At 69.2% G+C, this 12687-nt stretch carries 10 protein-coding genes; 4 read left to right on the top strand and 6 right to left on the bottom strand.

Annotated features, from left to right (window positions below; all coding sequences use genetic code 11):
- The first annotated feature begins 11 nt into the window (after positions 1-11).
- Complete coding sequence (locus tag K1T35_RS35905; protein WP_220256175.1) at positions 12-1157, top strand: GDSL-type esterase/lipase family protein; 1146 nt, start codon at positions 12-14, stop codon at positions 1155-1157.
- 214 nt (positions 1158-1371) lie between these two features.
- Positions 1372-1578, top strand: a complete 207-nt coding sequence (locus K1T35_RS35900) for a hypothetical protein (protein ID WP_220256174.1) — start codon at positions 1372-1374, stop codon at positions 1576-1578.
- Positions 1579-1828: 250 nt separating this feature from the next.
- Here the strand turns inward: K1T35_RS35900 and oxc are convergent, their stop codons facing one another.
- Together oxc and K1T35_RS35890 are read right to left on the bottom strand one after the other, a co-directional pair.
- On the bottom strand, positions 1829-3559 hold the full coding sequence (gene oxc, locus K1T35_RS35895; RefSeq protein WP_220256173.1) for an oxalyl-CoA decarboxylase: 1731 nt from the start codon (positions 3557-3559) through the stop codon (positions 1829-1831).
- Positions 3560-3733: 174 nt separating this feature from the next.
- On the bottom strand, positions 3734-4375 hold the full coding sequence (locus tag K1T35_RS35890; RefSeq protein WP_220256172.1) for a DsbA family protein: 642 nt from the start codon (positions 4373-4375) through the stop codon (positions 3734-3736).
- A gap of 264 nt (positions 4376-4639) precedes the next feature.
- On the opposite strand from K1T35_RS35890, the gene K1T35_RS35885 reads away from it, so the two are divergent.
- Complete coding sequence (locus tag K1T35_RS35885; protein WP_220256171.1) at positions 4640-6709, top strand: glycosyltransferase; 2070 nt, start codon at positions 4640-4642, stop codon at positions 6707-6709.
- Between the two features lie 29 nt (positions 6710-6738).
- Positions 6739-7242, top strand: a complete 504-nt coding sequence (locus tag K1T35_RS35880; RefSeq protein WP_220256170.1) for a nitroreductase/quinone reductase family protein — start codon at positions 6739-6741, stop codon at positions 7240-7242.
- Positions 7243-7245: 3 nt separating this feature from the next.
- On the opposite strand, the gene K1T35_RS35875 is transcribed toward K1T35_RS35880, so the two are convergent.
- The 4 genes from K1T35_RS35875 to K1T35_RS35860 are packed head-to-tail and all read right to left on the bottom strand — an operon-like array spanning position 7246 to position 12637.
- Positions 7246-8652 (bottom strand): cell wall metabolism sensor histidine kinase WalK, encoded by a 1407-nt coding sequence (locus K1T35_RS35875; RefSeq protein WP_220263057.1) that lies wholly within the window; start codon positions 8650-8652, stop codon positions 7246-7248.
- Positions 8653-8699: 47 nt separating this feature from the next.
- Positions 8700-9416 (bottom strand): response regulator transcription factor, encoded by a 717-nt coding sequence (locus tag K1T35_RS35870; RefSeq protein WP_220256169.1) that lies wholly within the window; start codon positions 9414-9416, stop codon positions 8700-8702.
- A 51-nt stretch (positions 9417-9467) separates the two neighbouring features.
- Positions 9468-11399, bottom strand: coding sequence for a glycosyltransferase family 39 protein (locus tag K1T35_RS35865; protein ID WP_220256168.1), 1932 nt, complete (start codon positions 11397-11399; stop codon positions 9468-9470).
- The gene (locus tag K1T35_RS35860) at positions 11396-12637 is read right to left on the bottom strand and encodes a bifunctional glycosyltransferase family 2/GtrA family protein (RefSeq protein WP_220256167.1); all 1242 of its coding nucleotides are present in this window, start codon (positions 12635-12637) and stop codon (positions 11396-11398) included. The genes K1T35_RS35865 and K1T35_RS35860 overlap by 4 nt, the downstream gene beginning before the upstream one ends.
- Positions 12638-12687 lie beyond the last annotated feature (50 nt).

Below are 12687 nucleotides of genomic sequence, written 5' to 3'. Positions count from 1 at the left end.
CTGTGGGGATCATGGACACGATCCCGATCACTCCCGACCTGGTGCGTGGAGCGCTGGAGCTGGAGCCCACCGAGCAGGGGGTGTTACCGCACCGGCTCCCTGCCTGGGCCCGCGCGCAGGGTGACGGGCAGCTGGCGATGGCGGAGGCGCAACCATCCGGGGTGCGATTGGCGGTGCGCACCCGGGCCACCGTCGTCGAGCTGGACACGCTGCGGACCAGGGTGGGCTATCGCGACATCCCGCCCCGGCCGGACGGCGTGTACGACCTTCTCATTGATGGTGAGCTCACGGCTCAGGCCACCACGACCGGTGGGAAGACCCTCCTCCTGGACATGGCCACGGGTGTAGCGGAGACGATTCCCGGTCCGGTCGGCATGGTCCGGTTCGCTGGGCTGCCCGATCGTCCGAAGGACGTCGAGGTCTGGTTGCCGCACACCGAGATCACCGAGCTGGTGGCGCTGCGCACCGACGCCCCGGTCGAGCCGGTGCCACGGGCAGGACGCCGGGTGTGGCTGCACCACGGCAGCTCGATCAGCCATGGCTCGAACGCCGCGAGCCCGTCGATGACCTGGCCCGCGCTGGCGGCCGCCCGCGGTGGCGTCGAGCTGTTCAACCTGGGGTTCGGGGGCAGCGCCATGGTGGACCCGTTTACCGCTCGCGTGCTGCGGGACACTCCGGCGGACCTGATCAGCGTCAAACTGGGCATCAACGTGGTGAACGGCGATGTGATGCGGCTGCGGGTGTTCGGCCCGGCGGTGCACGGCTTCCTCGACACCATTCGCGAGGGGCACCCCGACAAGCCGCTGCTGGTGGTGTCGCCGATCCTTTGCCCGATCCACGAGCAGACACCGGGTCCAGGGGCGGTCGACTTCAGCACCGGGTCGCTGCGGTTCCGGGCGACAGGTGATCCGGCCGAGCGTGCCGCGGGGAAGCTGACCCTGGAAGTGGTGCGTGAAGAGCTGGCGCGCATCGTGGCGCAACGCGCGAAGGACGACTCCCAGCTGTTCTACCTCGATGGTCGCCAGCTCTACGGCGAGGCGGACGCCGGCGAGCTCCCGCTGCCCGACGAGCTCCACCCGGACGCCGCGACCCATCGGCGTATCGGTGAGCGATTCGCCGCCCTGACCTTTCCCGCGGGGGGATCGTTCGACGTGTGAGGCGTCCGGGGCACAGTGCGAGGGGGCAGCGGTCCCGTGCGGACTCGGCCATCCCGGCCGGTTCGTCGAGGAGGCGCCGTCATACCCCTGGTGTGGTGAATCCTCGGACGAGTGCGGCCAGCCCGCGCGCCAGAGTCGCTCGCCGGCGTCGGACCAGGATGCGCCGCCGAGTTCCAGTCCGGCCAGGCCGTCGCACAGCGCGCGGAAGTGCACGGTGGCGTCGTCGACGCTGGTGTCGTGCAGCATTCCCGCGGTCGCCAGCCGCGCCACCTGGGCGGTGAGGACGGCCAGTGCCTTGGCGGCGGAGGAGTGGACGGCGGTTTCGCTGCGCATGTACGTCTTCCCCCGCCTCGGCGAGACCGCGACCACCGCTGAAATCCTGGACGAGCTCCAGGCGAGCCGTCGATGGACGGTCGAGTGACCAGCCAGATCAGTAGGAGGGGACCACGGTCCGGAGGCTCTGCTCGTTCGCGACCGCGCCATTGAGGGAGTGGGCGTAGTCGTAGATCCTCGAGGAGGACCTCGTCCTCGTGGGGGAGGCCGCCGAGTTCATGGCCGGCTTCGCGTCGACAGGGGGGCGCGGCCGGTGAGGGTCACGCGAGCCGTCAGTGCCGGTCGATCAGCGGCACCGGGAGCCGATGGCCAGTACGGTGCCGCTGATCGGGTAGGGATCACTGCTTCGCGTTGAGGCCCTTCGGGTTGAGATGCTTGATGTTGCCGGACTCGGTGCCGTCCGCCGGGTCGATGATGCAGTCGATCAGCGCAGGCTTGCCCTCCGCGAGCGCCTTCCGCAGCATCTCGCCGACCTGATCGGGTGTCGTGGCCTGGTAGCCCGTGCCGCCGAACGCCTGCATGAGGATGTCGTGCCGCGCACTCAGGTACGTGGGCGCCGGGTCACCCGACGGGGAGGCGTCGTCACCGCGGTACACGCCGCTGTTGTTGAGCACCATCGTGATCACCGGCAGGTCGTAGCGGGCGATGACTTCGGCCTCCATACCGGAGAAGCCGAACGCCGAGTCGCCTTCGATGGCGATCACCGGCTGCCCGGTCTCCACCGCGGCCGCGATGGCGTAGCCCATGCCGATTCCCATCACGCCCCAGGTACCGGAGTCCAGCCGGTGTCGTGGGACGGACATCGGGATGGTGTTGCGTGCGAGGTCGAGGGCGTTGGCACCCTCGTTCACCAGGTACACGTCGGGACGCTCGACGATCACGTCGCGGATGGCCTGGAGCGCGCCCAGGAAGGTCATCGGCTGCGCGGTCTTCGCCGCCTCCAGCCGCTTGGCCATCTTCGCCACGTTCGCTGCGGACTTCTCGCCGAGCGCCTCCCGCCACCCGGTAGGTGCCGCGATCTGTCCGGGCTTCGTCCGCTCCACCAGCGCGTCCATCACAGAGCCGATGTCGCCGACCAGCGGGGCGGCGATCGGCTGGTTGGAGTCCATCTCGTTCGCTGCGATGTCGACCTGGATGAACTTCGCGTCCGGGCTCCACTGCGGGGCGTCCCCGTGCCCCAGCAGCCAGTTCAGCCGCGCCCCGACAAGCAGCACGACGTCCGCCTGCTTCAACGCCAGCGATCGCGCGGTGGCCGCCGACTGCGGATGATCGTCCGGCAGCAGCCCCTTGGCCATCGACATGGGGATGTACGGGATTCCGGTCGACTCCACGAACTGCCGGATCGCGTCGTCGGCCCGCGCGTACGCCGCGCCCTTCCCGAGCACGATCAGCGGGCGCTGCGCGCCTGCCAGCAGCTCGATGGCCCGGTCGACGGCCACCGCGTCGGGTATCTGCTTCGGCGCCGGGTCCACGATCTCCCAGAGGGACGTCTCGCCCTTGTCCTTGTCGATGATCTCGCCCAGCACTGCCGCCGGGATGTCCAGGTACACCCCGCCAGGCCGGCCGCTCACTGCCGTACGCATCGCCCGCGCGATGCCCCGTCCGATGTCCTCCGCCCTTGACACCCGGTACGCCGCCTTGCAGAGCTGCCTGGCGACCGCCAGCTGGTCCATCTCCTCGTAGTCACCGCGCTGCAGGTCCACGATGTGCCGCTCGCTGGAGCCGGAGATCTGGACCATCGGGAAGCAGTTGGTGGTGGCGTTCGCGAGCCCGACCAGGCCGTTGAGAAAGCCCGGCGCGGAGACCGTCAGACAGATCCCCGCCTTCTGCGTCAGGAATCCGGCAGCCGCGGCCGCGTGCGCCGCGTCGCTCTCGTGCCGGAACCCGATGTAGCGAATCCCGGACGCCTGTGCCAGGCGCGCCAGGTCCGTGATGGGGATGCCGACGACACCGTAGATCGTCTCGACCCTGTTCAGCTTCAGCGCGTCGACGACCAGGTGAATCCCGTCCGTCAGAGCAGCCGTGTCGCCGCCCCCCGCTTCTGCGGCCTCCGCGACCGTGTCCGTCATGGTCTGGGTCCTCCTTGGCTCTGCCGTTGGTTCTCGGTTGCACCGCAACCTCGTCTGCCGTTGACTGTATGCAGTACACCAGTACGGCTGTAGGGGCCAGGGTGAGATGACTGACACGCCGGCGAGCCGCGCCGATCTGCAGACGTGTCCGGTGCGACACCCGCGCCGCGTCGTTCAGGTCATGTTCGGTCGCAGGTCCTCCGGCTGCTCGCTCTTGAGCTCCCAGAAGTCGGGGTTGGTCCCCAGGGTCTCGACGGCATCCCACAACCTGCCGGCCTGCTCGCCTCGCGGGATGCTGCCGAGCACCGGCCCGAAGAAGGGGCGGCCATTGATGTGGATGGTGGGAACACCGGCAATCGAGCCGGCAACGTTCAGGCCCTCGTCGATGCTCCTGCTCATCGCGCCGTAGTACTCATCCGAGGTCGCCGCATCGGCCAGCTCCGCCGGGAGACCGACCTCTTCGAGCGCTTCGGCGATGACCTTGTCGAAGTCCCTCCGCAGGACGTCGAGGATTTCCTTGTTGTCATTGGAGTGCATCCGCGAGCCGATCGCGGTGTAGAGCGGTTCCAGGATTGCGCGGCCCTTGGCCTGCTCGGCCGCAGCCAGCACGCGCGTCGGCGCCCATACCTTGGCCATGATCCTCGGATCGCTGAACTGAGGAGGAAGATCGTCCTCGTTCAGGACCGCGAGTGCCAACAGGTGGAACTCCAGATCGAAGTCGCGGACCTGCCGCGCCTCGAGGATCCAGCGAGACGTGATCCAGCTCCACGGGCAGAACGGGTCGAACCAGAAATCGACACGGGACTTCGCAGGCATCGGACAGACCTCTCCTTGCGCGATCGGGTTAGCTGACCGGGGGAAAAGGCGGTGCCAGGTCGTGGTGCTGCACGGGATCGAGGCTAATCGGTTGCGCGGCCGGTGCCTGTTGAGCGTCGGGTTCTTAACCAAACTCCGCGACATTTTCATCAGATTCTCATCCAGCCTGGGCACCGTCGAAGATGTGCACAGGACCCATGATCGCTCTTTGTCGACGCCTCGGAGCGGCGAGCTCGCGACCGCCATTCCCCAAGTCCTGTCGCGATGACGGCACTCGCCATCGCCTGCGCGCTGCTCGCGGCCTGCTTCCTCGCCGCGGGAGTGCGCCTGCAGCACGGCTCGGTGCGCGCTGTGAACAGTGGCGACAACCTCGGAATCAGGACGTTCCCATCGGTGGTGCGACGGCCCGCCTGGCTGGGCGGCACGGCCTTCGTCGTCGCGGGCGCCGTGCTGCACCTTGTCGCGCTCTCGCTCGCGCCGCTGGCGATCGTCCAGCCGATCGGTGTGCTGAGCCTGGTGCTGACGGTGCTGATCGGGAATCCGGCGCGCTCACCCCGGGTCGTGGTGGCGGTGGCGGTGGTGTGCGCCGGAGTCGGCGGTTTCGTCCTGCTGTCGACCTCGGCGACCAACGCGGTTCCGGTTCCCCCGCTCGCTGCCGGGCAGCCCGCCGTGCTGATCGGCGCCGTGGTCGCTGCGGTCGCGCACGGTGTTCGAGGCAAGGCACGGGGTCTGGCGGAGAGCGCCGCGGCTGCCGTCCTGTTCGGACTCGGCGCCGCCGTCATGCGGGTCGCCGTCACGCACGTGCTGGGCGTCACTCCGGTCCCGGGCTTCATCCTCCTCGCCGAGGCCGCCGCGCTACTGCTCGCCGGCGGCTGGCTGATGCACCGGTCCTACGCGACCGGGCCGGCTGCCGTCGCCGTCGCCGCGGCCACCGTGCTCGACCCGATCACCGCGGTCACCACCAGCGCCCTCTTCTTCGGCGAGGGACTCACCACCTCTGCGGCCGTGACCGCCGTTCAGGCCGGGCTGGCTCTCGTCGCCATCGCCGGAGTCGTCGTACTCGCTCGTTCAGTCCATGACGAGCCCACCGTCAAGGAGAAGTCCGTGTCCGTCGCACGTCCCAGTTCCGGCCTGCGCGTCCTCATCGGCGCGGATACCTTCCCGCCCGACATCAACGGCGCGGCCAACTTCGCCGACCGGCTGGCCCGAGGCCTCGCGAGCCGAGGCCACGACGTCCACGTCCTGGCCCCCGAGCGGGACAACGACTCCGTCCTCGGCGAGCCCTACGCGGTGCATCACGTCGGCTCGCACCGAGTGCCGTTCCACCCGACGCTGCGCTTCACCACGCCGGGCCTCGCCCGGCGCACCGCGAACGACCTGCTGGACCGCATCCGGCCCGACATCGTCCACGTCCAGTCCCATTTCTCGATCGGCCGGGGTCTGCTCGCCGGCGCCCGCCAGCGAGGGATCCCCACGGTCGCGACCAACCACCTGATGCCCGAGAACGTCCTCGGCCACGTCGGGCTGCCGCGGCCGATCACCTCGGCCCTGATCGGGTGGGCCTGGCGAGACTTCGTGCGGGTGTACGGGCATGCCGACGTGGTCACCACCCCGACGAGGCGGGCGGCCCGCTTCATCGACGGACGCGGTCTGCCCGGCCGGCCCGTGGTGGTGTCCTGCGGCATCGACCTCGCCCACTACGAACCCGACGCCCGACGGGTCCCCGGAGATATCGTCCGGGCCCTGTTCGTCGGACGCCTGGACCCGGAGAAGAACGTCGACCAACTGATCCGAGCGCTCGTCCACGCTCCCGACGTCCACGCCGACATCGTCGGCGGCGGTTCCTGCCGGGCACAGCTGCACGACCTCGCGCACAAGATCGGTGTCGCGGACCGCGTCACCTTCCACGGAGTCGTCACCGACGCCGAGCTCGTCCACGCGTACCGCAGCAGCCACATCTTCTGCATGCCCGGCACGGCCGAGCTGCAGAGCATCGCCACCCTCGAGGCGATGGCCGCCGGGCTGCCCGTCGTCGCCGCCGACGCCATGGCACTGCCGCACCTCGTTCACCCAGGCCGCAACGGATTCCTCTACCGCCCCGGACACGCCTTCGAACTAGGCACGTACCTCAGCATCCTCGCGGGCAACCTGGACAAGCGAACCGCGATGGGCGCCGCCGGACGCAAGCTCGCAGCCGAGCACAGCATCACCCGAACTCTCGACACGTTCGAACAGATCTATCGCACCATCGGCGGACCTGGGCCTTCCGCCATCGCCGAAGCCCGCTCTGCGCCGGGACGCGTGCGAGTGCCGGAAATGAGGTACGCGTCTTGACCGGTGCTCCCGACAGCGAAGGGGATGTCATGTCCGACCCGTCCGCGATCACGACGAACGAGGCGATGCCGCCCGGCGGCTGGAACGAACGGATCATCGCCGAGTTTCGAATGAAAGGCGGGTACGTGGCTTGGAGCAGCACCGATGATTTCGCTGCTGGTCGCCCCATCCCGCCTTGGATTCCCGGCTTCGACGAGCGAGGCATGCCGCTCGTCTTGCTGCACCACACCGGGGTCAAGACGGGGCGCGAGCTGATCAACCCGTTGTTCTACCAGTCGGTGGGCGATGGCTGGGCCGTCTTCGCCACCCACGGTGGCAGTCCGCGGCATCCGGCGTGGTACCGCAATCTCGTGGCGAATCCGCGGGCCATGGTCGAGACGGGTACGGAAACAGTGCCGGTGGTAGCTCGGCTTGCGGAAGGCGCGGAGCGGGCGCGGATCTGGTCGAAAGAGGTGGCGGACATCCCGAAGTTCGCCGAGTTCGAGGCGGCCGCTGACAGGCAGATCCCCGTCGTCGTGCTGGAGCGGGCCTGACATTCAGGAGAGCAGCACGGTGAAGCGAGCACCTTCGCCGGGCGCCGTCCTGAGCTCGACGCGGCCGCCGTGGGCCTCCAGGATCGCGGCGGTGATGGCCAGGCCGAGCCCGGTGCCGCCGCGGGTGCGGGACCGGGCTTCGTCCACCCGGTAGAACCGGTCGAAGATGTTCGGCGCGGCCTCCAGTGGCACGCCGGGCCCTTCGTCGATCACCTCCAGCACGACCCGGCCGCGCGATTGCAGACTCCCCGCCACGGCAATCGGGGGGTCCAGCAGTTCGGCGGGCATGCCCACGCGGACGTGCACGGGCGTGCCGGGCGGGGTGTGGGCGATGGCGTTGCTGACGAGGTTCGTGATCACCTGACGCATCCGGTGTTCGTCCACCGTGACGCGGATCGGTACCGCGACGATCTCCAGGATCAGCGGTCGCTCCGGGTCGCGGGCCCTTGCGTCGTGCACGGCGTCCTCGACAAGCGTGCGGATGTCCAGTTCGGCCAGGTCAAGCGCGCGTTCCTGGTCCAGCCGGGCCAGCAGCAGCATGTCCTCCACCAGCCGGCCCATCCGGATCGCCTCGCCCTCGATCCGGCCCATCAGCCGGTCCACGTCGTCCCGGTTCGGCGCGCCGCCGCTGCGGTTCAACTCGGCGAAGCCACGGATCGACGTCAGTGGGGTGCGCAGTTCGTGCGAGGCGTCCGCGACGAACCTGCGTAGCCGCGTCTCGGACCGTTCGCGTTGGCGCAGCGCGGCGGAAAGCCTGCCGACCATGGTGTTCAGCGCGCCGCCGAGCCGGCCGACCTCGGTACGTGAATCCGCCGCGACCCGCAGATCGAGGTGGCCGCCTGCGATGTTCTCCGCGGCGTTCTCGATCCTGGTCAACGGCCGCAGTCCCAGCCGCACCAGCAGGAACCCGACCACGCCGAGGGCGAGCAGCAGGGTGACCCCAACCCCGATCTCGATCCACATCAGCCGCGTCACGGTCGCCTCTGTGAACTCCATCGACTGCGCGGCCACGATGATCCGCGGCCCGTCGGGCGTCATCCGCTGCGACACGATGACGCGCCAGCTGGCGCCGCCCCGTGTGTCGTCGACCATGAACGGGCGCTCGTCGTACTGGTCGACGGTGGTCGCGTTGATCACCGGAAGTTCCGGACCGGCCGCGTCGACCGGGGCGGACATCTCCGGTGTGCCGTTGCCGTCGAGCACCCTGATCGCGAAGTCCGTTGGCAGGCCATCGGACTGACGCTCGAAGTCCTCTTGCGACGGCGACGGCCCTCCCGGGCGGTCGTCCACCCGGTGAGCGAGCTCCCTGAGCTGGTCGTCCATCCGGTCGATCATCGACTCGCGGAGCAGCAGGATGCTCGCGACCCCGAAGGTGCCCAGGCCGGCGGTGGCCAGCACCAGCAACACCATGACCAGGCGCGCCCGCAGGGTCCATGGTCTGCGCCACCGGCTCGTGCTCAACGCCCTTCCCTTGGCAACCGCAGCGAGTAGCCGACGCCGCGGATCGTGTGGATCAGCGGCGGCCCCACCGAGTCGATCTTGCGGCGCAGATAGCTGATGTACGACTCGACGATCCGGCCGTCGCCGCCGAAGTCGTAGCTCCACACCCGGTCGAGGATCTGCGACTTGCTGACCACCCGCTCGGCGTTGACCATCAGGTAGCGCAACAGGTTGAACTCCGTTGGCGACAATTGGACGAGCCGGCCGGCCCGGCGGACCTCGTGCGCGTCCTCGTCGAGCACGAGATCGGCGTACCGGACGGTGCTGTCGTCCGGCGGGACGTCGGCGCCGCCACCCGTACGCCGGAGGATCGCCCTCAGCCGCAACACCACTTCCTCCAGGCTGAACGGCTTGGTCACGTAGTCGTCGCCACCCGCCGTCAGGCCGGCGATCCGGTCCTCGACGGCGTCCCGCGCGGTCAGGAAGAGCACCGGCAGCCCGTCCCGCACCGTGCGGAGGTTGCGGGCGAGGCTGAAGCCGTCGGTGTCGGGCAGCATCACGTCCAGGATCACGATGTCCGGCCGGACGCGCCGGACCGTGTCCAGCGCTTCGGCCCCGCAGTCCGCCGCGTGTACGGAGAACCCGCTGAGCCGGAGCGCTGCCGACAACAGCTCCAGGATGTTCGGTTCGTCGTCCACGACGAGTACGGTCGCCTCACCACACTGCCGATCCACCTGACCAGCGTCGACGACGAACCTGGGAACTTCCTGACAACGCGTTGTGAGTCATCCGACCGTGCACTCGTGCAGCGTCCCGCTCGTCTCTCCCTCGCCGCCCGCGGTGAGGACGGGCTTGCAGTTCTGCTCGATCCACGTGGACCGCTCGATGACCGTGTTGTCGTCCATCATCCCGGCGCCGGTGAGCACGAACCGCAGCTCGCCCGCACGCACCCAGGTGGACAGCTGTTCCGTCGAGGGTGCCGGGACCTTGCCGTCGAACCCGCCCATTCCGATGACGGTCTCGTCGGTGGCGACGATGTACACCCCCGAGGCCTGGGCGCCGCCCTCGACCGCCAGCGTGATCTCGGCTCCGGCCGAATGCGACTTGGCGTAGTCCAGGATCTTGCGTTGGTCCGCGGTGAGTTCCCCCCTGTCCCAGCCACCCGGAATGGAGCCCATGTCCTCGTCCCCCGGCCCCGCGGCCGGCAGGCTCGCGATGGCTGTGGTGGAGACCGCACCGGCACCCGACCACACGGCAGGTGCCAGCAGCACCGCGACGAGCGCCAGCCCGAACCCCACCCTCGGGATCGTGCGCAGCACCAGTGCCAGGATCGCGACCAGCGCGACGATCACCACCGCGTACCGCAGCCAGCCGTGCCACGAGGTGTCGCGGGAGATGAGCACCCACGCCCACGCCGCGGCCACCGCGACGCAGGCGGGCAGCACGAACCGGCCCGGTCCCCAGGACTCTCGGTACCTCCGGAACGCCCACACCGTCCCCGCACCGATGATCGCTCCGATCGCGGGTGCCATGACGGTGGTGTAGTACGGGTGGAAGACGCCGTTCTGGTAGCTGAACACCAGGGCGAACACCACGAGCCAGCTGCCCCACAGCACCCAGCCAGCGCGGTTGGCGGTGTCCGCCGGGGCGGACCGGCGCCACCGCCGGAAGCCGAGCACCGCCGCCACCACCAGCGCGATCAGCGCCAACGGCAGCAGCCAGCTGATCTGCCCGCCGACCGCCTCGTTGAACATCCGATCGGCACCGGACTCGCCGCCGAAACTCGGGCCGCCGCCGGGACCGCCGGGACCGCCGGGACCACCCCCGCCCTGTGGGGGCGTACCGGCCACCTCCCCGCTGTTCGCTCCACCGCCGAACACGCGGCCGAGCCCGTTGTAGCCCAGCACCAGGTCCATGGCCGTGCCGTCGGTGCTGCCGCCGATGTACGGCTTCTGGCTGGGCCACAGGTCGACCGCAGCGACCCACCACAGTGAACTCGCCAGCAGCACGCCGGCCGCACCGGCCAGGTCGAGCACCTGACGGCGCCAGGGTGCCTGGCCGGCGGCCAGGTACGCGGCGAAGAAGGCAGGAACGACGACGTACGCGGCCGCCATCTTCGCCAGGAAGCCGCAACCGATCAGGAACGCCGTGAACAGCAGCCACTTCGTCCTCGTGCCTGGTTCCAGCGCTGTGATCGCGCGAGTGAAGGCGTAGGCCGCCGCGACGAGCGTGAGGACGAGCATGGTGTCGGTGTTGTTCGTGCGGGTGATCATCACGGTGATCGGCGTGAGCGCGACGACCAACGCGGCGATCAGCGCGGCGTTCTCCCCAGCCCACATCCGGACCGTCCGGTGCAGCAGGAAGATCGCCGCCACGCCTTCGACCACCTGCGGCAGCAGCACGGACCAGTTGTGGAAGCCGAAGATCTGCACCGAGATCACCTGCGGCCACAACGCCAACGGCGGCTTGTCCACCGTGACCACACCGGCCGGGTCGAACGACCCGAACAGGAAGTTCATGAAGTTCGACGACATCGACTTGACCGCGGCCGTGTAGTACGTGTTGCCCCAGCTGTCGGTCCACAACACCGAGCCGTACAGCGCCGTCGCCAGCACGAGGATCGCGACGAGGGCGTATCGCTGCCAGGGGCGGGGACGGTGCCGTGCCGGTTCGGGGTTCGGTGTCCGCTCCGCGCGGCCGGTCTCGGCGGCGGTCACTTGGCTCCCTTTCCCTGGTTGAAGACCCAGCTGCGCAGCAGGACGAACCGGCCTGCCGTGCCGAGCAGGGACGCGCCGAGCAGCACGACCAGTTCGAGCAGCCGCGAAGGTTCGGCCACCGCCCAGTGCAGGACCAGCAGCGCGGACGACGTGAACGCGTAGTAGAGGCCGAAGACGATGAGACCCTGCAGATGCACCCGGCCGGACCTGCCACGGGATCCGAGGAACGTGAACCGCCGGTTGGCCTCGGTGTTGAGCATCGTGGTGATCACGAGCGCCAGCAGGTTGGCCACCAACGGGTGCATCGACGGCCGGAAGAACGCGAAGAGCAGCAGAGTGGCCACTGTGGACAAGACGCCGATCACGCCGAACGACAACAGTTGCCAGACCACGCCCGTGTCCCGTCTGGCCACCACCGCGTCCGGGTGGACCGACTGGGGTTCCGGACGTCTCGGCAGGTCAGCGACTCTCGCCGTGCCGACGGCTTTCGCCCTCGCCACCCGGACCAGACCGCGGATGTCCTCGAGCGCGGTCGCTCCGATCCTGACCCGGGTGTCGATGTCCTCGACCCAGTCGACCGGCACCTCGTGCACCCGCAGCCCGTTGTGCTCGGCCAGCAGCAGCAGCTCGGTGTCGAAGAACCAGTTGTCGTCCTCGATGTGGCCGAGCAGCGGACGGATCACGTCCGTGCGCGCGGCCTTGAACCCGCACTGGGCGTCGGAGAACGTCGCGCCATGGCTGAGCCGGATGATCGCGTTGTAGCAGCGGGAGATGAACTCACGCTTCGGGCCGCGTATTGTCCGCGCGCCCGGCGCCAGTCGCGAACCGATCGAGACGTCCGAATGGCCGTTGACCAACGGCGCCACCAGGGGCAGCAACGCATCCAGTCCGGTCGACAGGTCGACGTCCATGTAGGCCACCACGTCGGCGTCACTCCACTGCCACGCGGTGCGAAGGGCACGCCCACGGCCCTTCTCGTCGAGATGCAGCACCCGGACCTGATCCGCCGCCTCGGCCAGCTCGCCGGCGATCGCCAGGGTGGCGTCGGTGCTGGCGTTGTCGACGATGGTGATGGTCCACTCGAACGGGAACTGTCCGTCCAAGTAGGACTTCAGCACGTCCACGCAGCCGCGCAGCGCGCGTTCCTCGTTGTACACCGGGATCACGACGTCGACCGTGGCGACCTTGATCGCACCGGTCAGGTCCGGCGCGATGCCCGGAGCCAGGGTTTCAGTCATGACTCCAGGTATGCCGGGCGCAACCGCGAGCAGCCTGAAGGGAACCTCAA

The organism is Pseudonocardia sp. DSM 110487, from assembly GCF_019468565.1.
Lineage (GTDB): Bacteria > Actinomycetota > Actinomycetes > Mycobacteriales > Pseudonocardiaceae > Pseudonocardia.
The sequence above is the reverse complement of the archived record's forward strand: the minus strand, read 5'-3'. Positions and strand labels throughout refer to the sequence as shown.